This is a genomic window from Amycolatopsis vastitatis, assembly GCF_002234595.1.
GTDB lineage: Bacteria > Actinomycetota > Actinomycetes > Mycobacteriales > Pseudonocardiaceae > Amycolatopsis > Amycolatopsis vastitatis.
In genome coordinates this window covers 194,676-217,923 of record NZ_NMUL01000006.1, presented here as the reverse complement: position 1 = coordinate 217,923, position 23,248 = coordinate 194,676, and the positions used below count along the sequence as shown (strand labels likewise).

The following is a 23,248-nucleotide window of genomic DNA, read 5'->3' as shown; positions in this document are numbered from 1 at the left end:
AGCTAACGATCACCGAACAGCCGCCGCACCTCGGCTTCGACGTCGTCGAGCCACCCGGCACGCCGGTGCTCTCCGGCGTCGGCCACCACGCGCAGCACCATCCGGCTCACCGCCGGCTCCCCGAGGTACGGCGCCAGGCAGCGCCGCCAGATCGCGTCGAGCGGGTCACCGAACAGCGTCCGCTCACGCTCTTCGGTGGTGTCGGAGGTGTTCACGACCAGCAGCCTCCGCAGGCCGAGCAACGACTCCGGTGCCCCGCCGGCGTCGTCGAGCCGGTACGCCACCCCGGGGACGAGGATCCGGTCGAGCCAGCCGGCGAGGATCGCGGGCGGCTTGCCCCACCAGTTGGGGTGGATCGCGACGAGCCCGGTCGCGTCGCGCAGCTCGTCCCGGTGCCGCCGCACCAGCGGGTCCGGCGTGGCGGCGAGGAACTCCTCCGCCCGCGTCCCGCTGGTGTAGGCCTCTTCCGCGGTCAGGACGGGGTCGAAGCCTTCGGCGTACAGGTCGTGGAACCACACCGGCCGCCCGGCGCCGGCCAGCGCGTCGCGGACCCGGTCGGCCAGCGCGTGGTTGAAGCTGCCCGGCCGGGGATGGGCCAGCAGGACCACCACCGGACCGCTCATGGCGTCATCGCCGGCGTTCACTCCCGGCTCAGCCCGCGTTGGCCAGCAGTCCCGGCCCCGCCGGGGCACTCCGCACGAGGCACGGGTGGCACGGCATACCGCACAGCCCGTCGAGCACTTCGGCTTCGCCGGGGAAGATCGCCTCGCCGCACAACGCCGTCAGGTGCTCCGGCACCGGGCCTCTCGGGACGGGGATCAGGTGGCAGACGCGTCTGCTCTCGCCGACGACACCTCGGCGCAGCCGCACCAATGCGAGCATCTCACCGTTCTCACCCATAGCCGAAAAGTAGGCCGTTCGGCCGATCAAGGCTTCGTGCCCGCGGCCCGAAGATCTTCGGGACCGGTGGTCCGCGGCACCAAAGTCACGCCGGGGACAGCACCGCCGCGCCCAGCCGCCGGCAGAGGTTCAGGGCCAGCTCGACGTCCAGCCGTCCTTCGCCGAGCCCGTGCGGCAGCAGTTCCTGCGCCTTGCGGACGCGGTACTGCACGGAGTTCTTGTGCATCGTCAGCTCGGCGGCCGACGCGGTGTAGCTGCCGCCGGAGGCGAGGAACACCCGCAGGGTGTCGCGCAGCCGTGCGCAGTTCTCCTCGTCGGCGGCGAGCGGCCCGAGCGTGCTCGCCACCCAGAGCCGGGCCGCGTTCAGGTCGCTCGTCATCAGCGCCACCGTGCCGACCTCCCGGAAGGTCAGCACCCGGTCGCAGTGCTCGCCGGCGGCCAGTGCCAGCGCGTGCGCCCGCCGGGCCTGCTGGTGGGTGTCGCGGAAGCCGCCGACCCCGGTGCCGGGTTCGCCGACCGTCACGCGGACCCCGGAATCGATCTCCGCCAGCACCGCGTCGACGTCCTCGCGCCGGACGACGGTGCCCGGCGGGAGCGGCAGCCACACCCAGGCGCCGGCCTCGTCCCGGGGCACGAACAACGGCCGCCCCTGCCCGCCGACGCGCTCGAACACCGCGCCCGCCACCGACTCCAGCACCGACAGCACGTCCTCGGCGAAAGCCTCCGCCGCGTGCCAGACGATCATGCCCACGTGCGTCCCGCGCAGCCGGTAACCGATCACCGCTTCGGCCGCGTCGACGTCGGGCGGCCCGCCGTTCTCGCCGAGCAGGTCCAGCACCTTCGCCGCCCGCGCGGCGCTCCGGTTGAGCAGCCACCGGTCGCGTTCGTCCTGGTAGACGCCGACGAGCTGACGCACCACCCGCGTGATGAACTCGTAGGCGACCCGCAGCAGCTTCCGCAGGATCGCCCCGAGCAGGGCCGCGTCGTCGACCAGCCGGGTGCACTCTTCGAACCCGAAGTCGAGCATCGCGGCCTGCCCGAGGTCGTACGCGAGGATCAGGTCGAACACCGGCGTGCCGCGCTGCGCCAGCCTGCGCGCGTACTCGACGGCCGCGGCGGGCGGCTCGACCGTCGCGGGGTCGATGCCGTGCCGGAAGATCTGCAACGCGGTTTCGATGTTCTGGTAGACGCTCGCCGACAGCAGGCTCACCATGCGCTCGTCGTCGTTGACCAGCTGCGGCAGGTCCGTCGCATACAGCTGGACCAGTTCACCGGTGAGTTCGCCCGCGCGGCCCGCGAGGGTGGCGGCGATCTGCCGGATGCGCTCCGAGACGACTTCTTCGTCCACCATGGAGCCACCCTACGGGGTGGTGGATCAAGCCGGACGGCCATACCACCCCCGTCGCCGACCGGCAGCTCGGATTATGCGGTGAACGCGCTTACGAGAATAATCGGAAACATTCACGAAACCTGACCGCGGACCAGTTTTCACACTGGTCTAGACCAACTGAGGAAGATCACCCGAACGGCGGATCATCCACCCGGACAAGGCCGATGACCTCGACGTTCGACAAATCCAAGCCTTCGCCGACCCGGTTGTGCAATTCGTCGAAATTCCGGTAAATGCGCCGTTCGGAGGAGGTGTCGCCTCCCGAATAACGGTATATCTGAAATCCCCCATCTCCGCGACCGGCCCGAACCCGCCGGTCTGCTCGATGCCCCGCACCCGCCTTCGGAGGCACCATGCACCGCCTGGACCCGGCCCGCGAACACGTCATCGGCCTCTACCGCATCGTCATCGGCTTCCTGTTCGCCTGCCACGGCCTCAAGACGCTGTTCGGCCTGCTCGGTGCCAAGGCGCCCACCGCCGTCGGGACCTGGCCCGGCTGGTGGGCCGCGGTCATCCAGCTCGTCTGCGGGGCGCTGGTCTGCGTCGGCCTCGCGGCCCGGCCCGCCGCCGTGCTCGGTTCCGGCTCGATGGCCTTCGCCTACTTCACCGTGCACATGCCGGCAGGCCTGTTCCCGATCCAGAACGGCGGGGAAGCGGCCACCCTGTTCTGCTGGGGCCTGCTCGTCGTCGCGTTCATCGGCCCCGGCCGCTTCGCGCTCGGCAACCTGCCCGTCCTGCAACGAGGTTCACAGCCGACGCGGGCGCGCGCCACGGCCTAGGGGCGGGAGATCCCGACACCGCTGCGCGCGTCGGGACCGTACTTCGCCAGCTCCCCCGCCAGGTCGAGCCGGCCGATGCTCTTGACCCGGTCGTCGTCCGTCAGCAGCGCGCGCGGGATGATCCAGACGACCTCGAACTCGATCCCGCTGGGATCCTTGGCGTACAACGACTTCGTGGTGCCGTGGTCGGAAGAGCCGACCAGCGCCCCGGCCTCGGCGAGCCGGGCGGCGAGCCGCTCGAGGTCGCCGAGGGTGTCGACCTCCCACGCGAGGTGGTACAGGCCCACCGACGTCCGCCCCGCGCCGGAATCGGCGGCGTCGGGGCCGATCTCGAACAGGCCGAGGTCGTGGTCGTTGGTCGATCCGGGCGCCCGCAGGAAAGCCGCGCCGCGGTGGGCGTCCCCGCCGTCGATGTACCCGAAGGCGAGCACGTCCCGGTAGAAGGCGACACTTTCGGCCAGGTTCCGGACGTACAAGACGGCGTGGTTCAAGCGGAAGATCGACATCGGTGCTCCATGCCCGCGCGCGGCAATCGGTTGCGGCAGTCGGTTGAAGTTTCAACTTAAGGCTAGGCGCGTGCTCCCGGCCGGTCAACCCAGCAGCGACGACACCCACAACCGGCCGAGCCAGGCCGAATACCGCTCGTCGGACCACCCGCGCCGCTCGACGAGCTGGTGCCACAGCGTCCCGTCCGTCGTGGACCACAGCACGTCCCCGCACTCGTCCTCGGCCACCGCCAGCTGCCCGGTGGCCGCGGCCGCGGCCGCGTGCTCGGTCATGGCCGCCAGCCGCTGGCGGTCGATCTCGGCGAGCATCGCCGCCGCCGCGCGGTCGCTCGCCGCCGCGCCGCGCACGGCGAGGTGCAGCCGCGCGGTCCGCCGCATGGTCGCGGTGTTGAAGACGGCGAACGCGGTCAGCCGGGTCCGCAGGTCGGGCTCGGCGAACAGGGCCCGCACCTGCGGCCGCTCCAGCAGGGGCACGTCCTGGTCGTCTCCGCCCACCGCGACATCCCAGGCGCGGTGCAGCAGCGCGGGCTTGTTCTTGAACGCGGAATAGACGGTCTCCGGCGCGACTCCGGCTTCGGCGGCGACGTCGGCGATGGTCGTCCGGCCGTAACCCCGCGTGACGAACAGCTCGTGCGCCGCGCTCAGGATGCGCCGCCGGTTCTCCCGCGCCTGCTCCTGCCGCCGGCTCGAGTCGTACCGGCGCTTGACGGGCCCGCTCATCCGATACATCCTCACTGTATTGAAACCAGTCCGACTGTATTGGAGTCATCATGCCATCACCCACCGACGCCTTCCTGGCCGAGATGCTGCCGCGGCAGATCGCCGCCGAACGGGCCATGCACAACGGCGACGCGGAGCCCCGCAGCGCGACTTGGTCCCACGCCGATCCCGTGAGCCTGTACGGCGCCTGGCTGCCGATCCGGACCGGCTGGGCCGACGTCAGCGCGGCGTTCAAGCGGGTCGCCGCCCAGTTCTCCGGGTCGCGCGAATACCGCTTCGAAGTCGTCGCGGCGGGCGCGAGCGGCGACCTCGCCTACACGATCGGCTTCGAGCACAACACCGTGTCGGTCAACGGCGAACCCACGACGTACACCCTGCGTGCCACGCACGTGTACCGGCGCGAAGACGGCGAGTGGAAGATCGTCCACCGCCACGCCGACCGGCCGCCGGACGAACCCGAGCCCGAGCCCGGAAAGACCCTTACCGAGACACACTCTGGGTACGCCCGGTGACCGACCGGGCGACAAACCTTCGACACCGGATCGAGGCCCTGGTCAGGGCCCCGGGCGGTTCGTAGGGTGAATCCACCGCAGGACGCCGTGTCAGCCGTCCCGCGGGCGGTGGTGGCCCCGGATCCGACCTTTCCCCGAAGCCAAGTCCGGGGCGCCACCGCGGGGTTCAGCTGATCGTGCCGCTCTCCCACCACCAGCTCTGCGAGCCGTACGGGTATTCGACGCGGCTGTCGACGTGCTGGTGCGCGTCCGACAGCGTGTAGCGCTCCAGCCCGGAGAACCCGCAGGCTTCGGCGAGGACGTAGACGTGCCGCGTGCTCAGCCCGCTGACGTAGGCGTCGGCCGCGACACCGTAGAGGTGCATGCTGTTCGACGCGCCGCCGACGGACTGGTTGTGCGCGATGCTGCGGAAGCCCGACGAGATCGTGATCGCCCGGCCGCCCGCCTTCTGCCGCAACGCTTCCAGCTTGTACATCAGCCGCCGGACGTTCTCCTTGACCGTCGCGGCCCCGACCTTGCCGCCGTCGAACCCGGTGCCGTCCTTCGACGTGAACTCGCTCCACTCGAAGTGCGCGGTCGAGCCATCGGCCGACTCGAGAGCGTCGAGCGCCGCGAAGTCGTCGGCGTCGGCGACGCCGGTGGCGGGCAGGTGGCCGGCGGACTGGAACCGCGTCAACGCGGCGGCGGTGCCGGGCCCGAAATCCCCGTCGACGGCGACGTACGTCTGTTCCGGACCGTCGGCGGCCCAGCCCGCGACCCGGATCTGCAGCTCCTTCACGGCAGCGCCGGTCGAGCCCGAGCGCAGCGACGAAGGCCAGGCATAGGCCGCGGCGATGCCGGGGAACGCCACCATCGCGGCGACACCGCCGACGAGGACGGCACCGGTCTTGAGCAGGGTTCGGCGGTCGAAACGGGACTGGCTCACGGATGCCTCCGGATGTGGGGCGACGGAGTCCACAGCAGACGCCGTGCGGCCAAAGTTCCCCCAACACCCCGCCCGCCCCGGCGTCACTTCCGGCCCGGTCCGACACCGCGGTTGTGAATTCTCCACTCAATTTACATACATACACCATGTATGTACGCTGCCGAGATGACGAATCGAAGCGAGTCTTTAGGTCAGGCGCACCGGGTACGGCTGCCCGCCGGCGAGGTGCGGTACTTCGAGCGGGGCTCCGGAGCCCCGGTGGTGTTCGTCCACGGAGTACTGACGAACGCCGAGCTGTGGCGGAAGGTGGTGGGGGACGTGGCCGAGGCCGGGTTCCGGTGCCTGGCCCCGGATCTGCCGCTGGGCTCGCACGACATCCCGATGCGCGCGGACGCCGACCTCTCCCCCGCCGGCAACGCCGACGTGATCGCGGACTTCCTCGACGCGCTCGACCTGCGTGACGTCACGCTCGTGGCGAACGACACCGGCGGCGCGCTGACGCAGATCCTGCTCAGCCGCCGTCCCGAGCGGGTCGGGCGGGTCGTGCTCACGCCGTCCGACTGCTTCGAGTACTTCTTCCCGCCGATCTTCAAGGCGCTGCCGCCACTGGCCCGGATCCCCGGTTCGATGGCGGTGCTCGGGCAGCTGCTGCGCATCCGCGCGCTGTACCCGCTGCCGATCCTCTTCGGCTGGGTCGCGAAGCGGCCGCTTCCGGACGACGTCGCCCAGGCCTACCTCGCACCGCTGCGGAAATCCGCCGGGGTCCGCCGTGATCTGCGCAAGCTGCTCCGGGAAGTCCACCCGCGGCACACACTGGCCGCCGCCGAGGCACTGCGCACGTTCGACCGGCCGGTGCTGCTCGCCTGGGCGCCGGAGGACAAGCTGTTCCCGATCCGGCTGGCCCACCGGCTCGCCGCCCTGCTGCCGGACGCGAAACTCGTGGAAGTGCCCGACTCCTACACCTTCCTGTCCGAGGACCAGCCCGCCGTGCTGGCCCGCCACGTCGTCGAGTTCGCGGGCGTCATGGCAGATTAGGCGGGTGCGACGTACCCAGCAGGACCGTTCCGCCGGCACGAAGGCCGCCTTGGTCGCCGCCGCGCGCGAACTGTTCGCCGCCCGCGGCTACCAAGCGGTTCCGGCGGACGAGATCACCCGCGCCGCCGGGGTCACCCGGGGCGCGCTCTACCACCACTACGCCGACAAGCGGGGCCTGTTCCGCGCCGTCGTCGAGGAGCTGGAACGCGAACTGACCGAAGAGGTCGGAGCCGCGTTCGGCAGCGCCCCGGACGCGCTGACCGGCATGACGAACGCACTGGGCGTGTTCCTCGATGCCTGCCTGCGCGAGGAGATCCGCCGCATCTCGCTCACCGACGCCCCGGCCGTGCTGGGCTGGGAGGTGTGGCGCGAGATCGAGGCGGAGTACGGCCTCGGCCTGCTCGCCGGCGCGCTGGAGCGGGCCAGGGCGGACGGGCTGATCGTCGAAACGCCCGTGCACGCCCTGGCCCAGCTCGTGCTCAGCGCGGTGATGGAGGCCGCGAGGATGATCGCCGCGGCGGACGACCCCGCGCGGACGCGGGGCGAGGTCCAGCAGGTCCTCGCCGGTTGGCTCGCGAGCCTCCTGCGGCGCTAGCGCGTCCGGTAGGTGCTGAGCACCGCGGGCCCGACCTGGGTGCTCGACACCAGCCGCAGGTCCGCGGGCGCCGCGCCGTCGAAGAGCCGGCGGCCCGGCCCGGCCAGGCTCGGGAACACCAGCAGACGGTACTCGTCCACCAGGTCGTGCCCGGCCAGTTCCCGCGCGATCCCGATCGACCCGATGACGATCACGTCGCGCTCCTCGCGCTCGACCGCTTCGGCGAGATCTCCGTTCAGCAGCGCGGAGTTGTGCCAGGCGGTCACGTCCGCCAGCGTCCGCGACGCGACCAGTTTCCGGGCCGCGTTGAGCCGGTCGGGGAACTCGCCCGTCCGGCCCGGCCAGAGCTTCGCGAACAGCTCCCACGTGGTGCGGCCGAACAGCAGGGTCCCGGTGTCCAGCAGGGAGCCGAGCCGGAACTTGTCCCCGGCCACCGCCTCCGGCCCGTGCCGGAACGCCCAGCCGCCGGCGGCGGTTCCGGCCGAGCCGTCCGGGTCGTCCACCACGCCGTCCAAGGTGATGAACTCGACGACGATCACGCTCATGGTTGCTCCCGGTGGCTTTCGCCGCGCCCCGGTGGCGCGGCCTCACCGGTACCTACCGGCGGCGGCCGCCGGACTCATCGGCCGCCGCCGAAGGAATTTCCTACGCCGTGACGAGGGACAGGCCGTAGGTCTGCAGGATCTCGTTCACCGGCTGGAACCACGTCTCCCCGCCGGAGGTGCAGTCGCCCCACTTTCCCGAGGTGACGCCCTGCGCCTGGTCACCGGTGATGAAGGAGCCGCCGGAGTCGCCGGGTTCGGCGCAGACGCTGGTGCGGGTCACCTCGTAGACGGCACCCTGGGAGTAGTTGACGGTCTCGTTGAGCCCTTCCACCGTGCCGCAGTGCCAGTGCGTGGTCGAGCCCGAGCGGCACACCGACGTGCCGACCGGCGCGACCCACGACCCGCGGACGAGCGCGTCGCTGACCGTGCCCCAGCCGAGCACGACCGGCGCGGTCCACCAGCCGCCGCCGATCCGGATGAACGAATAGTCGTTGCCGGGGAAGGAAGAACCCTCGAAGGTGCCCATCCACGAGCCGTCCCAGCCGACGACCGAGCTGCCCACGCCACCGCAGTGCCCGGCGCTGACGAAGCCGCCCTGGACGGAGAACCCGATCGAGCAGCGGGTGTTGCCGTTGATGTAGTACGGGTCGCCGCCGACTGTGCCCGCCGAGGCCGTCTCGGCGGCCGGCGAGGTCGCCACGGTGACCGGGCCGGCCTTCGCCGCCCGGGCCAGGAAGGCGTCGACGTCGGCGCCGTGCGCGCCCGGCCGGAGGGTGACCACGACGCTGCCGGCCCGTGGATCGGCACGCCAGCCGCTGACGGCGGCCGGCGCCGGGCTCGCCTTGGCGGCGGCGTCGATCGCGGCCTTCGCGGCGTCGAGCTTCGCCGCGCTGATCCGGGCGGCGACCGGTTCGGCGCCGGCCTGCCGGACGGCGGCGGCCGCGGCCTGGTCGGTCACGCCCACCACGAGCTTGCCGAGCGCGGGGTCGAACCACGCGCCGCCGAACGCCGTCCCGGCGGCGCGCTGCGCGGCGGGCAGCACCCGGGTGGCCGTCATTTCCTGGGTCAGCCGGGCCGACGCCTGGGTGGCGGTGAGCCCGAGGTCCCGCTGCATGGCGGCGATCAGGCCGGGTGACGCCTGGGCGGCGGCGGGGGTCAGGGAAGCGGAAGCGAGTGACGCGGTGAGGACGGCGGCACCGCCGAGGGCCAGGGCGATTCTTCGACGCATGGGAACTCCTCCAAGGCCGGGGGAAAGAAACACACCGTCCGCGAGTGTGCGTGCCGCCCCGCGCTTTGGTCCAGACATGTCCGGTCTTCTGTCCGGAATTCCCACATCCGATCAGTTGTCCACAATAGACATTTGTACCGGCTCCTATACCGCAAAGGCTTTCGGAGCACAGCACAACGGCGCGAACAGGAGTCTGCCGGGCACCGGATGTGCCCGGCTGTCCCCTGCCGAAGCAGCCGGATCCCTTTTCCGAAACCGCGGACACGACACCGCCCGGCCACCGGGGAAACAGGTGGCCGGGCGGTTCCGTGCCCGAATCAGATTTCGGTGACCCGATAGGCGACCACACTGGCCGGGACGAGCAGCCCGCCGGAGCATTCCGCGACCGCCGGGCCGAACCCGTAGGGCACCGGCGTCCCGGCGACGAACCAGTAAGCGCTGCCGCTCGCGCACTCCGCGATCACGCGGTACCCGTAGCCGTTACCGGGAAAGCAGCTGACCGACACGCCCTGACCGAACAGGATCCCGTAGCGCTCACCGAAGCAGCCGGGTGGCGCGAAATCGCCGCCGGCCGCGGCCGACGTCCCGACCGAAAGACCGAACAGGGAAAACACAGCGATCGCGAGAACCGCAATTTTCCTTCGCATGACCCACTCCTCAGCGCGGAGAACCCCGATGTTGCCGAGCGTAGAAGTGCGCGGGAATTACCGGCAATTCATCGGGCCAGTGAATCCGCGTGCAGCGGAAAGTCACGACACTGCTCCATCCGGGCTAGCCGGTGACCGGCGCCGGTCGTCAGCGGGCGAACGCGGTCAGGAAACGGTCGCGGAAGGAGTCCATCTTCCACACCGGTGCCTGCGCGCCGGGGTGGAGCCCGTCCTGCCAGCCCCAGCCGGAGATCCGGTCCAGGACCTTCGGGTCCTTCGCCACGATGGTGATCGGCACGTCGTGCACCGCGCCCTGCGGGGCGACCACCGGCGGCTGGTGGTCGCCGAGGAACACGAGGACGAGGTTGTCGTCGCCGTAGTGCTGGACGAAGGAGATGAGCGTCTTCAGCGAGTAGTCGACGGCGTCGCGGTAGGCGTCGCGGATCTTCGCGGGGTCCTTCCAGACCGACTCCGGCGCCTCGCCCGCGGCCGGCATGGGGTTGAAGACCGACCCGTCGCCGACCTGGTTCCAGTCGACCAGCCAGGGCCGCGGCGACCACGGCGCGTGGCTGGAGACGAGGTCGACCTCGGCCATCACCGGCCGCGGTCCCGCCTTCGCGAGCTCGGTGCGCTGCAGCATCGACATGGTGAACTGGTCGGGCATGGTGGCGTAGGCGAACCCCGGCCCCTGGTAGCCGACGTGGTGGGCGTCGTAGTAGGCGTCCGGGTGGTAGAACTTCTGCCCTTCCGGCCAGTCCTTCGTGTGGGCGGGCACGTCCCAGACGGTCTTCCAGCCCGCCCGCTGGAACGCGCCGCCGAGGGTCAGCCGGTCACTGGCGAGGAGGTCGTTGTACCGCTGCTGGTTGTCTATCCACATGCCCGACTGCACTGTGGAGTGCGCCAGCCAGCTGCCCCCGCCGAACGTCGAGGAGGAGAGGAACGCACTCCGCGCGCCGATGCCCGCCGCGCGCAGCTGCGCGGTGCCCGCGTCGAGCGTGGCGCCGATCTTCGGCGCGAAGCCCGGGTCGTCGAGGGCGACCCGGCCGTAGCTCTCCACGAAGGTGAGGACGACGTTCTTGCCGCGCAGCCCGTTGAGCAACTGGTCGCCGGGGGTGGTCCGGTACGCGTCGTCGGCCGCCACCTCGCCGAACGGCCGCTGGTCCCGCAGGTCCGCGCCCACCTGGCGCAGGTCGCCGTAGGCCAGCGCGGCGGCGCTCTGCGCGGCGAACGGCTGCCCCGGCGCGATCTCGACGTCGAACAGGGAGCAGACGATCCAGACCACCCCGAGCACGGCCACGACCCGTGTCGCCCCGGTCCGCCGCCCGGCGGCGATGCGGCTCAGCCGCAGCATGGCGAGGACCATGAACACGACGACGGCCACCGCGAGCACCCCGGCGCCGACGAGCGCGGCGACGGTGGCCGCGTCGCCGATCTGCCCGGCGAGGAACTCGACGCCGGCGTAGAAGAAGCTCCAGTCGTAGATCGGGTCGAACGGCTTCTCGAGCGTCGCGTAGAAGCCGGTGTCGAGGGCCTTCAGCAGGGTGAGCAGCCCGAGGACCAGCCCGGTGGCCACGGCGGCGACGCGCCGCGCCCGCGGCGGCAGGACCAGCACGAACACGGCGACGATGAGGCCCTCCACCGGCACGCGCACGAGCGCGACGGCGGAGACCGAGGAGAGGTCGTCCGGCGCGAGGAGACCGAACAGCACGAGCAGCGCGGCCAGCACGGTCAGAACACTGCTCGCGAAGGCCTGCCGCCACTGTCCTGGTTGCGACAACCCGAAGTCGGGCAGGTGCGGGGTGCGGCGGGTGAGCCGCCCCAGCGGCAGACCGGTGTTTCCAACCATGGAGAGCCTCACGTCGTGGTGCGCGGTGTCCACCCGTCCCTGCGGCGGGACGGCGATTCGTCACCCGGATATACGAGCCACGGCGGCCCGCGGTTCACGCGGCGCCGCGACGGTACCCGGGACCGCCCCCGCCGAAACCCCCATGGAGGCCGTTCACCCGCGGAAACGCCCGAATCCCCACGACAGGTGAGCAGGCGTTGCGGGGCCCCGCCCGCGGTGTTCTCCTCGAAGGGTCCGAAGATCAGTTTCCGAACGGAGGTCGAGAGCGATGAATCTGTTCGACAAGGCGAAGGAAGCGCTCGGGAAGCACCCGGACCAGGCCGACCAGGGTGTCGACAAGGCGGCCGAAGCCGCCAAGCAGCGCTTCGGCGACCACGCCGACAAGATCGACCAGGGCTCGGAGAAGGTGAAGGACTACCTGCACAAGCAGGGTGGCGGGCAGCAGGACGCCCCGCCGCAGTGAGTCACCGCCGGTGAGGCCCAGCCGACCGGAGGAACCACGCTTCACACCTCCGCAGGCTGGGTACCACCGGCTCCGTGGTCGCCACCTACCTCGTCCCCGTCCGGACCGCCCTCCTCCTCTTCCCGCTCGTCGCGCTGGCCGTCATGCTCCCCGCCGCGTTCGTCAGCTACCGCCGCCGGGGCCGCGCCGGCGGCTGGCCGACGTTCGTCTTCTACGCGTTCCTGTTCTACCTGCTGGCGATCGCGATGCAGACGGTCCTGCCGCTGCCCGCCGACCCGGGGTACTGCACGGGCCACACCTACGCCAGCTCTCCGCAGCTGCGGCCGTTCTACTTCGTCGAAGTGGTTTCCCAGCGGGCCCGCGGCCACTGGGGCCCCGTCGCGCTGCTGCACAACCCGGCGGTCTGGACCACGGCGCTGAACGTCGTGATGCTGGCGCCGCTCGGCTTCTACGTGCGGTACGCCCAGCGGATGCGGCTGGTGCCCGCGACGCTGGTCGGCTTCGGCGTCTCGCTGTTCTTCGAACTGACCCAGCTGACCGGCCTGTGGTTCGTCTACCCGTGCCCGTACCGGCTGTTCAGCGTCGACGACCTGCTGCTCAACACCGCGGGCGTGGTCGCGGGCTGGCTGCTGGCCGGCCCGCTCGGGCGGCTCCTGCCGCCGCCGGAACCGGAGCACGACCGGCGCCGCTACGCCGCGAAGGTCACCTTCACCCGGCGGCTGTTCGCGCTGGTCACCGACCTGCTCGGGTTCGCCGCGCTGCTCGGGTTCCTCTTCGGCCTCCTGACGCTCTTCGGCGAGGACCTGCACCACCGCGACACGCCGGTCGCCATCCTCGCCGTCGTGTGGTTCGTGGTACTGCCCGCGGTGACGGGCTCGACGCCCGGCAAGCGGGCGATGCTGCTGCGCGTGACGCGCCGGAGCGGCCGGCGGGCCGGACCGGTCGCGCTGCTGGTCCGCAACGGCGTCCTGTTCTCGCCGCTGTGGCTCGCCTGGCTGGTGCTGGACCTGGACCACTGGGACCTCGGCCGGCACCCGGAACAGCTGCTCCTGCCCGTCGCGCTGGCGGCGGCGGTGTTCGTGGTCGGCGTCTGGACGCCGCTGGCGGTGCTGCTCGACGACGAGCACCGGGCGCCCTACGAACGGCTGACCCGCACCGTCAACACCGCCATCGTGCCGCCGGGCGCCGTGCCCGCCGAGCCGGCGGCCGAACCCCGCACGCGGGAAGTCCTTAAAGGACGGTGAAGCGGCACCGCGCTGCCCGGGCTCGGCGGCGCTGGTAGATTGCGGACGGAGCAGGTTGAGCCGCCAGCCCGCGTCCCCGTCCCCCATCCTGGAGCCCGCATGACCACCGACGCGACGCGGCCCGGCACCTGGACGTCCGCACTCCGTGCGTGCGAAGAACCATGACAGCCTCCGATACCAGTGTCGACGGGCGCGGATCCGGGCATGAAGAAGGAGAGGGCTCTTCTTCCGGGTCCGGCACCGCGAAGGAGGCGGACGTGAAACTACGAGCGATCCGGCACGAACTCGGCATTTCGGCCGAGCTGACCGAGCTGGCCAAGGTCCGCCAATGGGTCCGCACGGTCCTCCGGGGCCTGCCGGCGAACATCGTCGGCACCGCGGTCATGGTGGTGGACGAGCTGACGTCCAACGCGCTGCGCCACGGCCGCGCGCCCTACCACGTCCGCCTGCTCACCGGCGCCGCGAAGCTGCGGATCGAGGTCGAGGACGCCGGCGGCGAGCCGGCCCGCCGCCGGGCCCCGTCCGAGCAGGGCGGCCGCGGGCTCCTGCTGGTCGAGCGCTGCGCCGCGGCGTGGGGCCAGCTGCGGCGGCCGGGCGGCAAGACCCTCTGGGCCGAGCTGCCCACCGGCCAGGACACGGCCGGCGCGCCCGGCTGACCCCGGCGCCGGAGTTCACGCCGCCGGTTCCCTGGCGAGCGCCGAGGGCCACCAGATGCGGCGCCCGACGTCGACGGTCAGTGCGGGGACCAGCAGCGACCGCACCAGCAGCGTGTCCAGCAGGACCCCGAAGGCGACGATGAAGGCGATCTGCGCGAGGAACAGGATCGGGATCACCGCGAGCGCGGAGAACGTCGCGGCGAGCACGACCCCGGCCGAGGTGATCACCCCGCCGGTCAGTGACAGCCCGCGCAGCGTGCCTTCCCGCGTGCCACGGGTCAGTGCTTCCTCGCGGACGCGGGTCATCAGGAAGATGTTGTAGTCGATCCGCAGCGCCACCAGGAAGACGAAGCCGAACAGCGGCACGCCCGGGTCGGCGCCCGGGAAGTCCAGGACGTGGTTGAACACCAGCGCCGACACGCCCATCGTCGCCGCGAACGAGAGCACCACCGTCGCGATGAGCAGCAGGGGCGCGAGCAGCGACCGCAGCAGCAGGGCCAGCACGGCGAAGATCACCAGCAGCACGATCGGGATGATCATCGCACGGTCGCGCGCGGACGTCTCCTGCGTGTCCAGCTGGATGGCGGTCGGGCCGCCGACCTTCGCGTTCGCGCCGGGCACCGCGTGGACGGCTTCGCGCAGCCTGCCGACGGTCGCGACGGCCGCCTCCGAGTCCGCCGGATCGTCGAGCACGGACAGGATCTGCACCCGGCCGCCGACCACCTGGGGACGGCCGTCCGGGCCGGGCAGCGGGAACGACTGGGCCACACCGTCTATTGTGGACGCTCGCAGGACGGCGGGCAGCGCGCCCGCGTCGGCTGTCGTGACGGCCGGCGCGCCCAGGCCGCCCGGGAAGTGGCGGCCGAGGACTTGCTGCCCCGTCCCGGATTCGACCTCGTCGAGGAAGACGTCGGACTGCGCGGTGCCGGAGGCCTTGAGCTGCGGCACGAACGCGACGCCGATGCCGAGCACGAGCGCCGTCACCACCCAGACCGTGCGCGGACGGCGGCCGACCAGGCGTGCCACGCGGCCCCAGATCCCCGCCGTTTCCGGGTGGGGCGAGCCGAGTGCGGGTCTGAACGGCCAGAACGCGCCGCGCCCGCACAGCGCCAGCGCCGCGGGCAGGAACGTGGTGGAGGCCAGCAGCGCCGCGCCGATGCCGATCGCCGCGACCGGACCGAGGCCCTTGTTCGAGTTCAGGTCGCTGAACAGCAGGCACAGCACCCCGAGGATGACGGTGCCCGCCGAGGCGGCGATCGGTTCGAGCGTCGCGCGCCAGGCGAGCTTCAGCGCGTCGAACCGGCTCGGCGTGTCGCGCAGCTGCTCACGGAACCGCGCGACCACCAGCAGCGCGTAGTCGGTCGCCGCGCCGAACACGAGTATCGAGAGGATGCCCTGGCTCTGGCCGTTGAGCGCGAGGACGTCGTGCTCGGCCAGCAGGTAGACCACGAGGGCGGCCAGCCCCAGCGCGAACACCGCCGAGAGCAGCACCAGGAACGGCAGCAGGGGGCTGCGGTAGACCGCGACGAGGATGAGCGCGACCACGCCGCCCGCGACGAGCAGCAGGACGCCGTCGATCCCGCCGAACGCCTTGACCAGGTCGGCGATCTGCCCGGCAGGCCCGGTGACCAGCACGGTGAGCCCGGCCGGGGCACCGGTGAGCCGGGCGCGCACCTCCTTGACGACGTCGGCGGGGTTGCCGTCGGCCAGGATCGGCACGGCCAGCTGGACGGCCTGGTCGTCGCGCGGGGCCTGCTCGGGCCGGCCGAGCGGGCCGACGACGCCGGGCACACCGGCCAGTTCCCGGGCCTTCGCGTCGAGGAACCGGCGGTCTTCGGGAGTCAGGCCGGTCGTGCGCTCGGCGACGACCGTCGCCGGCAGCACCTGGCGCGAGCTGAACGCCTTCTGCTCGTCGGAGACCTCGGTCGCCTCGGCCGATCGCGGCAGGAAGGCGGCGTTGTCGTTCTTCGCGACTTCGCTCAGCTTCCCGGTGAACGGCCCGCCGAAGCCGCCCACGGCGAGCCAGGCGACCACGAGGAGCGCGGGGATGAGCCAGCGGAGGCGGCGCGGGGTCTCGTTCATGGTCGCTAAGGTCCCTTCCAGCGAGAACACGACCAATTGTTCAGCAAGCTGAACATTCTGCACGATGACCCGGAGTGACGGTGAGCACAACCCCCGAACCCGACCTGAGCACCTGGCCCACCGGCAGGCTGCTGGCCGTGGCCGCACGGCTGGCGGAGCAACGCTGGGCGGCCGTCCTCGCCGGCATGGGGCTCACCCACGCGGGGCTGATCGCGCTGCACACCCTGCGTGACGGACCACTCCCCCAGCGCTCGCTGGCCCAGCGCTGCCAGGTGACCGACCAGACGATGAGCCGCACGCTCGACCGGCTGGCCAAGGCCGGGTTCGTCACCCGGGCACCCGATCCGGCGGACGCCCGCCGTCATCTCACGCGGCTGACCGCGCACGGCCGGACCGTGCACGAGCAGGCCGTGCGCGCCGAACCCGCGCTGCTCGGCGGCCTCGGCGACGACGGCGCGTTCCGCGCGCGGCTGCTGGACCTGATCACGCGGCTTTCCGCGGGTGATTGAGAGGCCGCGAAGCTGGGTAGATCTTCTTTCATGTGGATCGCGGTGAGCACCCCAGTGGCCGTCCTGATCGCTACCGTCTTGATGGAGCGGTTCGAACGACGATGCCGCTTCGTGGCCGACACCGAGACCGAGCGCGCGCCTGCCGCGAGGTAAGCCGTGACGGCGAAACGGGCGTGACCTTGCTGGTCACGCCCGTTCAGCCCGCACGAACGGCTCGCTCACCGAGAGGATTCCGGTGAGCGAACCGCCCGCGGGCAATGCAGCGGAATTCAGCAGTCCTTCCACGCGAAGTGGTAAATCGTGTCCACGCTCGCGTGTTCGGAATCCATTTCGATGTAAGTTCCACCGGAGGAGCCGCCCGCGTCCGCACGCAGTTCCGCATTGATGTTCAGGTTGCGGCTCTCACCGCACGGCGCGAACACCAGGTCGGCCACGTCGGTGGCGTCGACCGCCCGCCACACGCCGTGGAACGGACCGGGGAACGTGTGCCGTACGCGAGCGGTCGGCGACGTCCCGGCGAAGTAGTAGTTGGCCTGCTCGAGCGCGCTCGCTCCGCTCTCGATGTGCGCGAAGCCGCGGTACTCCGCCGAGGCGATCGCGTACGTGAACCCTTGCGGCACGTGGACGAGCACGTTGATCTGGCAGTTCTTCCGGGCCTCGAGGGCGGACGCGCCGCCGCCGGCCTTGGCGGTGAAGTTCGTGTAGTGGACCGTGAACGCCGTGTTGTCCGACGCCACGTCGGCCGACGCGGTGGCCGTGCCGGCCGGGCAGCCGGAGCCGTTGATGGTCTTGATGTCGAGCGTGATTTTTTCGGTCGGAACCGACGTCGCCGGAGAATCGACGGGTGCGACGAGCGCGGACAGAATCATAGTGGCTACGACCGACATACCGAGCATGACGCTCCTCCAAATGGGCCACGGTGCCTTGATGGTGATGCTGATCGCGCGCGGAGAGGATCGTAGCGCGATCGCAACCTTTCCGACGGCCACTGAACGGAGTAACACGAGACGACGGAGTACGGGAAATCCATTTCCCGCAATTTCAGGTTTCCCCAGGCGGGATATACGGATAATCGAAGGTCAAGACTGGTCTGTACCAATGTCGCGCCGGAGCGAATACGGCGGGGTCGAGCCGCCCAGCAGCGCCGCGGCGTCGAGCGTCACCGCCCCGCTCCCCCGCTCGGCGAACCGCCGCGCCACCAGCGCGCCCGGCTGCGCGACCGGGTCGGCCCGGCCCGACAGGAAGGCCCACTCGTGCTCGTCCGAACCGAAGTACAGCACCGTCGAGAACACCTCGCGGAACCGCCGCCAGGACGCGCGCAGCGTCTCGTTGCGCCACAGCGTGGGGCAGCCCGCCTGGCAGGTCACCACCCCGCCTGGGGCGAGGAGCCGCGCGCAGCGGCCGAGGAAATCCGTTCCGTACAAGCGATTGTGCTGGGCGCCGGGATCGGCGTTCTCGTCCGGCAGGTCGATCACGACCACGTCGTAGGTGTCGCCGGCGCTCTCGGCCGCGGCCAGGAACGCCCATCCGTCCTCATAGGACACCCGGATCGGGCCGTCCCCGCGCTCGGCCCGCGCCAGGTCCGCCGGCGTGTAGCCGTAGGGCAGGTGCTCGGCGCAGGCGCGGACGGCTTGGGCGTCGATGTCGACGTGGTCGACGAGCGTGGCGCCCGCGGCGACGGCCAGCTCGCACGCGACTCCTTCGCTCGACCCGATGACGAGCACCCGCCGCACCTGCTCGGCCAGCAGCAGCGCGGGCACCATCAGCGCCTCGTGGTACAGCAGCTGGCTCGCCTCGGTGCTCTGGCGTTCGCCGTCGCAGAACAGCGAAACGCCCTGCGCGGTCTTCCCGATCAGCACCTCCTGGTACGGCGTGCGCGCGTGGAACCGCACGTCGCCGACCTCCCAGACGCGGGTGAGGCCGTCGCCGACCGGTTCGTGGATCGAGGGCATCAGCGTTCTCCCCGGTGGAGGACGGACAGGTGGACCGAAGCGGCGTCCAGCGACTTCGCCAGCAACCGCAGCGCTTGCTCGGGATCGGCACGTTCGCCGCAGGTGAACACGTCGGCGAAGAGCGACCCGTGCTCGGGGTAGGTGTGCACGGAGGCGTGCGACTCGGCCAGCAGCGCGATCACCGTGGCGCCCTGCGGCGCGAAGCGCTGCGCCACGACGTCGAGCACCGTCGCACCCGCCTCGGTCACCGCCGCCCGGAGCAGCTCGCCCAGCCGTGCGGTGTCGTCGAGCAGGCCCGGGTCGACGCCGTGCAGCTCGGCGAGCACGTGCCGCCCGGCGAACCGGCCGACCTCAGACATCGCCCCACCGCCCGACGCAGTGGGTCCGCAGCGGCTCGATCCCGTTGAACCCGACCGAGGCGTAGCTCGCGGTGTAGGCGCCGGTGCCCGGCAGGTCGAGCCGGTCGCCGGTCCGCAGTGACAGCGGCAGTTCGTACGGCGTCCGCTGGTACAGCACGTCGTCGCCGTCGCAGGTCGGCCCGGCGAGCACCACCGGCCCGGCCGGGCCGTCGTGGTGGCCGACCGGCTCGAACCGGTAGGCGATCGCTTCGTTCTCGGCTTCGGCGAGCCCGTTGTAGCGGCCGATGTCGAGGTAGACCCAGCGTCGTTCGCCCCGGTTCGCGACCAGGACCACCTCGGTCCGCAGCAGGCCCGCGTCCGCGACCAGCACCCGGCCCGGCTCCAGCAGCAGTTCGGGCCGCCCGGCCGGGAAGTGCGAGTCGAGCGCCGACGCGATCGTCTCCGCGTACGCCGCCAGTGGTGGGACGGCGGTGCGGTGCGGAGTCGCGAAGCCGCCGCCCAGGTTGAGCCGCGTCATCCTGACGCCCTGCGCCTCCGCTTCGGCGAACAGCTTCGCGGCCGTGGCGATCCCGATCTCCCACGCGGAGACGTCCGGCTGCTGCGACCCGACGTGGAACGCGATGCCGGGCCGCAGGCCCAGCGCGGCCGCACGCAGGACCAGGTCGAGGGCCTCGGCCGGTTCGCAGCCGAACTTCCGGCCGAACGGCGTCGCGGAGTCCGGCGCGTCGAGCACCACGCGGATCGACACGGCCGAGCCCGGGGCGTACCGGCCCAGGTGGTCGACGTCGGCGGGCGCGTCCGAGGTGAACTCGCGGACGCCGCGCTCGAACGCGCCGGCGATGTCGCGCGGCTTCTTGATCGGGTTGCCGTAGGCGATCTCGGCCGGGCCGGCACCGCGGCCGAGGCACAGCGCGAGCTCGGCCGGGCCGGCGACGTCGAAGCCGATCCCGGCCGCCACCAGCGCGTCGAGCACCGGCGGCGCCGGGTTCGCCTTGACCGCGTACCGGATCAGCGCGCCGGGGAACGCCGAGCGGAACTCGCGCGCCCGCGCCGCGACGGCGTCGGTGTCGACGACCAGGCACGGGGTCGGCGGGTCCCGCTCGTCCAGGAACCGGCGGATGGGGTCGGCGCACACGGCGCCAGTGTCGCAAACGGCGTCAGACGAACCGCCACAGGTGGTCCGGAGTCCCGTTGTCGTCCCACTGCGTCACCTGGGCGCCGTCCGCCGTGGACTGCTGGTCGACCGCCATGACCTTGCCGCTGCGGACGTTGACGAGCTTCGACCAGCCACCGCCGGCGTCGACGATCCGCCAGTTGTGGTCGGGGGTGCCGTTGTCGCGGTACTGCTGCACGTGGGCACCGTTGTCGAGGCTCTGGTCGTGCACGGCCAGGACCTTGCCGCTGTTGCGGTTGACGATCCGGACGGTCCCGTCGCCGTTGTCCACGGCCGCCCACAGGTGGTCGGCCGTGCCGTTGTCCGACCACTGGGTGACCTCGGCGGTGTCGGCGAGCGACATCTCCGACACGGCGAGCACCTTGCCCGACCGCTGGTTCTGGAGCTTCCGCCACACCGTCGCCGACGCCGCGGGACGCGTGAGCAGCGCGAGGTAGCCGCCGGCGACCGGCCGGGCCTGGAAGCCGCGCTGGGTGGCGTCGGCGACGACGTACCAGTCGGTGAACGGCACCCGCTGCGGCGTGGTGTTCGCGAAGCTGTAGACGCCCTCGACCAGGGTGGTGCGGATGTTCGGCTGGTCGGTCAGCCACGCCGCGGTCCACAGCTCCCAGTCGGCTTTCGTGTAGTTGTTGCGCGGGTCGAGCAGGACGCCGTGGGCGCCCGCGTGGGACTGGTACCAGGCGGCCTCCTGGGCCGCGACGCCGAGCGGGACCAGGTCGAGGCCGAGCACGCGGTCGGCGAAGCCGTTGTACTTGAGGCTCCACGTGCCGGGCTGGTCGTAGGCGAGCCGCAGGTGCTGTCCGTCCTCGGCGAGCGTCACCCACTGGCTGACGTAGCCGCGGGACGTCGACCGGTACCGCTGCGCGTCGGCGGTGTTGCCGGTGGCGGCGGCGATGATCCCCATCGCGCCGACGCCGATGATGCCCTTCAGCGCGAGGTTCGCGCTGTGCGCGATGAAGCCGGTGAAGTCGTCGGTCTGGTTCTGGAAACCCGGGTCGAGGGTGTTGGCGACCAGGTACTCCGCCCACTGCCGCAGGATCCGGTAATGCGTGTTCGCGAAGGCCGCGGCCTCGGCCGACGGCAGGCGCTGCACCAGTGCGGCCGCCATGATCAGCAGGTTGGCCGACTCCTCGACCGGCATGCTCTCCTCGTTGCCGTCGTTGTGCCCGGTCGCGTCCGGGTAGTGCGTGCCGAGGTCGTGCTCGGCGAACGCCATCGGCCAGCCGCCGCGCTCGGCGTAGTCGAGCAGGGGTTCGAGCAGCAACCGCAGGTAGGCGGGTGACGAGTAGAGGTAGGCCGGGAACGCCGGGTAGGTGACGTCCACTGTGGACATGTTCCCGTTGGAGGAGATCTCCTTGAGGAACGCCCACGGCGCGCCGCCGGAGTCGACCAGCTCGGTGCCGCCGAACGCCTGGCGCAGCGCCAGCGCGCAGATCCCGGCGTAGTGCTCGCCGGTGCTGCCGCCGCCGGCCGCGGCGACGGCGTCGTCGTGCAGGCGCTGGTCGATCGCGGTCGCCGCGCTCAGCGCGCTCGCGTAGTCGTTGGCGAACCAGACCGCCATGTCCGGCCAGCTGCCCCAGTAGTGCGTCCACCAGGGGCGCAGCTCGGTGCCGAGGTAGCGGACGGCGGGCGTGCGGACGTGCCCGATCGAGATCGTGAACGGCGTGGACGAGCCGCCGGCCGGGATGGTGCCGAGGTTCTTGTTGAAGGCCAGCACCGGCCAGCGGTCGCTGATCGCGCGCGGCTGGGCGGTGTCGCTGGTGTTGTTCAGCGCGCCTTGGCTCGCCGAAGCGGCGCGCGCGACGGTGTCCTGCCCGATCTGCCAGGTGACGCCGGACGTTGGCGCGGCCAGGACCAGGGAGCCCCAGCTGGCCTGGTCGCCGTTCTCCTGCAGCACGCCCGGGCTCGCCGGGGTGCAGCTGAGCAGGGTGTAGCCGTTCGTTTGCTGCTGGGCCCAGGTGACCGGCGTCGAGGTGCTGCCGTGCACCCACTCGGCGGAGGTGTCGAAGTGCAGGTCGACGGCGTGCGCGCGGCCGTCGGCGCTGGCGGCCTGGATGGTCACGTAGCCGAAGGGGACGCACTGGCGCTGCAGGTTGGCCGGGTCGACCGGCGAGAAGAACGTGACGGTGAGGTTCACGCCGCCGCCGTTCAGGACGTAGATCGAGCGCGTGCCGGTGACCTGCAGGCTCACCTGGGTCATCGGGGTGAGGGCGGGCGCGCCGGCGAAGACGTAGGCGGCGCCGTCGATGCGGGCGAGGCCGCACAGTGCGGTGACGTGGCCGGTCCAGAAGCTCGACCAGGTGCCGGCGAGGTTGTCGGCGGGCTGCCAGGTGGACAGGTACGGCGAGCGGACGATCAGCGGGGTGGCGGGCGGCCGGATCGGGCTGAAGGTGCCCGCGGCCGCGGTACCGGGCAACCAGAGCGCCGCGGCGACGGCGGCGGCCGTGCCCCCGGCGAGGTGAAGGAGGTCGCGGCGGGTGAGGTGAGCGCGTTCTCGGGAGGACATCGGTGGCCCCTTCCACGGCGTGCGAGCCGAGCACGATCACTGTTACATCGTTGGTACAACGTTGTAAATCCGCCGATGGTCGGTGGGTGCGGAGGGAGCGGACCAGTGATGCCGCAGGTCCGGTGCCCTTTCGGACGGCCACGCACGGCTCGGCAGCGCCAGCCGTAGCCGGGGATCACGAGGGCGCGCAGGACCTGCATCGCCTCCCCGCGCTGCTCGCCGAGCCGGCGCCGGTCGAGCGTCCGGGCGCCGGCGGTGAAGCAGGCACAGGCCTCTCACACGGCCGCGTGTCCCTGCGCGGCCCCGACCACCGGATCGGGGCCGCGCAGGGGGCGATGTGGCTCACCGGAGGCGGGTGCGTCCCCGGGATGTGACGGCCGCGTCGGGTTCGACGCTCACCCGCGGGCGCAGGGGCAGGTTTTCCAGCCCCTCGACGTCGAGCACCAGGAACCAGTGGGCGTTGGCCGGGATGTGGATCTTGAACATCGGTGCGGTGGCCACCCCACCGTGCATCCGGTAGTACTGCCGGCGCTGGTAAGCCTGGAAGTTGACCTTGGTCAGCAGCCTGACGTTGGCCATCGCGTCCAGGCGGATGGTGACCACCGCGTCTCTTCGCACCTTCCCGAGGTCGAACACGTTCGCTTCCATTTCGTCCCTCTTCCAAGCGTGATTGTT

25 protein-coding genes and 1 pseudogene are annotated in these 23,248 nt (G+C 71.6%); 8 read left to right on the top strand and 18 right to left on the bottom strand.

Annotated features, from left to right (window positions below):
* Nucleotides 1–2: 2 nt before the first annotated feature.
* The 3 genes from CF165_RS07095 to CF165_RS07085 all read right to left on the bottom strand — a co-directional run bounded on the left by CF165_RS07095 (nt 3) and on the right by CF165_RS07085 (nt 2,251).
* Complete coding sequence (locus CF165_RS07095) at nt 3–623, bottom strand: NAD(P)H-dependent oxidoreductase (protein ID WP_093946644.1); 621 nt, start codon at nt 621–623, stop codon at nt 3–5.
* Nucleotides 624–651: 28 nt separating this feature from the next.
* Nucleotides 652–882, bottom strand: a complete 231-nt coding sequence (locus tag CF165_RS07090) for a hypothetical protein (protein WP_167441382.1) — start codon at nt 880–882, stop codon at nt 652–654.
* 103 nt (nt 883–985) lie between these two features.
* A complete protein-coding gene (locus tag CF165_RS07085) occupies nt 986–2,251 on the bottom strand; it encodes an RsbRD N-terminal domain-containing protein (RefSeq protein WP_093946604.1) in 1,266 nt (421 codons plus the stop codon).
* Nucleotides 2,252–2,643: 392 nt separating this feature from the next.
* On the opposite strand from CF165_RS07085, the gene CF165_RS07080 reads away from it, so the two are divergent.
* A complete protein-coding gene (locus CF165_RS07080) occupies nt 2,644–3,069 on the top strand; it encodes a DoxX family protein (protein ID WP_093946603.1) in 426 nt (141 codons plus the stop codon).
* On the opposite strand, the gene CF165_RS07075 is transcribed toward CF165_RS07080, so the two are convergent.
* Together CF165_RS07075 and CF165_RS07070 are read right to left on the bottom strand one after the other, a co-directional pair.
* Nucleotides 3,066–3,575: a VOC family protein gene (locus tag CF165_RS07075; RefSeq protein WP_093946602.1), complete on the bottom strand. Its 510-nt coding sequence runs from the start codon at nt 3,573–3,575 to the stop codon at nt 3,066–3,068. The two genes, CF165_RS07080 and CF165_RS07075, sit on opposite strands and share 4 nt — an antisense overlap.
* 84 nt (nt 3,576–3,659) lie before the next feature.
* Entirely contained in the window at nt 3,660–4,295 is a 636-nt protein-coding gene (locus tag CF165_RS07070; RefSeq protein WP_093946601.1) for a TetR/AcrR family transcriptional regulator, read from the bottom strand.
* Between the two features lie 50 nt (nt 4,296–4,345).
* On the opposite strand from CF165_RS07070, the gene CF165_RS07065 reads away from it, so the two are divergent.
* The gene (locus CF165_RS07065) at nt 4,346–4,807 is read left to right on the top strand and encodes a YybH family protein (RefSeq protein WP_093946600.1); all 462 of its coding nucleotides are present in this window, start codon (nt 4,346–4,348) and stop codon (nt 4,805–4,807) included.
* A 166-nt stretch (nt 4,808–4,973) separates the two neighbouring features.
* Here CF165_RS07065 and CF165_RS07060 read toward each other — a convergent pair whose 3' ends face one another.
* Nucleotides 4,974–5,732, bottom strand: a complete 759-nt coding sequence (locus CF165_RS07060; protein ID WP_240521477.1) for a D-Ala-D-Ala carboxypeptidase family metallohydrolase — start codon at nt 5,730–5,732, stop codon at nt 4,974–4,976.
* Between the two features lie 165 nt (nt 5,733–5,897).
* On the opposite strand from CF165_RS07060, the gene CF165_RS07055 reads away from it, so the two are divergent.
* Nucleotides 5,898–6,767 carry an alpha/beta fold hydrolase gene (locus tag CF165_RS07055; protein WP_093946641.1) on the top strand — a complete coding sequence of 290 codons (870 nt, stop codon included), beginning with the start codon at nt 5,898–5,900 and terminating at the stop codon, nt 6,765–6,767.
* Nucleotides 6,768–6,771: 4 nt separating this feature from the next.
* A complete protein-coding gene (locus CF165_RS07050; protein ID WP_093946599.1) occupies nt 6,772–7,362 on the top strand; it encodes a TetR family C-terminal domain-containing protein in 591 nt (196 codons plus the stop codon).
* Here CF165_RS07050 and CF165_RS07045 read toward each other — a convergent pair.
* The 4 genes from CF165_RS07045 to CF165_RS07030 all read right to left on the bottom strand — a co-directional run bounded on the left by CF165_RS07045 (nt 7,359) and on the right by CF165_RS07030 (nt 11,628).
* A complete protein-coding gene (locus CF165_RS07045; RefSeq protein ID WP_093946598.1) occupies nt 7,359–7,907 on the bottom strand; it encodes a dihydrofolate reductase family protein in 549 nt (182 codons plus the stop codon). The genes CF165_RS07050 and CF165_RS07045 overlap by 4 nt on opposite strands.
* A 100-nt stretch (nt 7,908–8,007) precedes the next feature.
* Nucleotides 8,008–9,135, bottom strand: coding sequence for a S1 family peptidase (locus CF165_RS07040; protein ID WP_093946597.1), 1,128 nt, complete (start codon nt 9,133–9,135; stop codon nt 8,008–8,010).
* Between the two features lie 317 nt (nt 9,136–9,452).
* The gene (locus tag CF165_RS07035) at nt 9,453–9,782 is read right to left on the bottom strand and encodes a hypothetical protein (RefSeq protein WP_205660789.1); all 330 of its coding nucleotides are present in this window, start codon (nt 9,780–9,782) and stop codon (nt 9,453–9,455) included.
* A gap of 148 nt (nt 9,783–9,930) precedes the next feature.
* On the bottom strand, nt 9,931–11,628 hold the full coding sequence (locus CF165_RS07030; protein ID WP_093946640.1) for an alkaline phosphatase family protein: 1,698 nt from the start codon (nt 11,626–11,628) through the stop codon (nt 9,931–9,933).
* A 268-nt stretch (nt 11,629–11,896) separates the two neighbouring features.
* Here CF165_RS07030 and CF165_RS07025 point away from each other — a divergent pair, with 268 nt between their 5' ends.
* The 3 genes from CF165_RS07025 to CF165_RS07015 all read left to right on the top strand — a co-directional run bounded on the left by CF165_RS07025 (nt 11,897) and on the right by CF165_RS07015 (nt 13,991).
* Nucleotides 11,897–12,091, top strand: a complete 195-nt coding sequence (locus CF165_RS07025; protein ID WP_093946595.1) for an antitoxin — start codon at nt 11,897–11,899, stop codon at nt 12,089–12,091.
* Nucleotides 12,092–12,165: 74 nt separating this feature from the next.
* A complete protein-coding gene (locus tag CF165_RS07020) occupies nt 12,166–13,335 on the top strand; it encodes a VanZ family protein (protein ID WP_093946594.1) in 1,170 nt (389 codons plus the stop codon).
* Nucleotides 13,336–13,592: 257 nt separating this feature from the next.
* Nucleotides 13,593–13,991 (top strand): ATP-binding protein, encoded by a 399-nt coding sequence (locus CF165_RS07015; RefSeq protein ID WP_093946593.1) that lies wholly within the window; start codon nt 13,593–13,595, stop codon nt 13,989–13,991.
* 15 nt (nt 13,992–14,006) lie between these two features.
* Here the strand turns inward: CF165_RS07015 and CF165_RS07010 are convergent, their stop codons facing one another.
* Nucleotides 14,007–16,073 carry an MMPL family transporter gene (locus tag CF165_RS07010; RefSeq protein WP_093946592.1) on the bottom strand — a complete coding sequence of 689 codons (2,067 nt, stop codon included), beginning with the start codon at nt 16,071–16,073 and terminating at the stop codon, nt 14,007–14,009.
* A gap of 74 nt (nt 16,074–16,147) precedes the next feature.
* Between CF165_RS07010 and CF165_RS07005 the strand changes: the two genes are divergently transcribed.
* Entirely contained in the window at nt 16,148–16,582 is a 435-nt protein-coding gene (locus CF165_RS07005) for a MarR family winged helix-turn-helix transcriptional regulator (protein WP_167441379.1), read from the top strand.
* A 269-nt stretch (nt 16,583–16,851) separates the two neighbouring features.
* Here CF165_RS07005 and CF165_RS07000 read toward each other — a convergent pair whose 3' ends face one another.
* From CF165_RS07000 to CF165_RS06970, 7 genes and pseudogenes are all read right to left on the bottom strand, one after another.
* Entirely contained in the window at nt 16,852–17,451 is a 600-nt protein-coding gene (locus CF165_RS07000) for a DUF4360 domain-containing protein (protein WP_240521476.1), read from the bottom strand.
* 210 nt (nt 17,452–17,661) lie between these two features.
* Nucleotides 17,662–18,534 carry a spermidine synthase gene (locus CF165_RS06995; protein WP_093946590.1) on the bottom strand — a complete coding sequence of 291 codons (873 nt, stop codon included), beginning with the start codon at nt 18,532–18,534 and terminating at the stop codon, nt 17,662–17,664.
* The gene (speD, locus tag CF165_RS06990; RefSeq protein WP_093946589.1) at nt 18,534–18,893 is read right to left on the bottom strand and encodes an adenosylmethionine decarboxylase; all 360 of its coding nucleotides are present in this window, start codon (nt 18,891–18,893) and stop codon (nt 18,534–18,536) included. The genes CF165_RS06995 and speD overlap by 1 nt, the downstream gene beginning before the upstream one ends.
* Nucleotides 18,886–20,028 (bottom strand): type III PLP-dependent enzyme, encoded by a 1,143-nt coding sequence (locus tag CF165_RS06985; protein ID WP_093946588.1) that lies wholly within the window; start codon nt 20,026–20,028, stop codon nt 18,886–18,888. The genes speD and CF165_RS06985 overlap by 8 nt, the downstream gene beginning before the upstream one ends.
* 22 nt (nt 20,029–20,050) lie before the next feature.
* Complete coding sequence (locus CF165_RS06980; protein WP_093946587.1) at nt 20,051–22,573, bottom strand: glutaminase domain-containing protein; 2,523 nt, start codon at nt 22,571–22,573, stop codon at nt 20,051–20,053.
* A 155-nt stretch (nt 22,574–22,728) separates the two neighbouring features.
* A pseudogene (locus CF165_RS52475) lies at nt 22,729–22,842 on the bottom strand (MSMEG_6728 family protein); the annotation flags it as partial.
* Between the two features lie 73 nt (nt 22,843–22,915).
* The gene (locus CF165_RS06970; protein ID WP_093946586.1) at nt 22,916–23,221 is read right to left on the bottom strand and encodes a DUF1883 domain-containing protein; all 306 of its coding nucleotides are present in this window, start codon (nt 23,219–23,221) and stop codon (nt 22,916–22,918) included.
* Between the last annotated feature and the right edge of the window lie 27 nt (nt 23,222–23,248).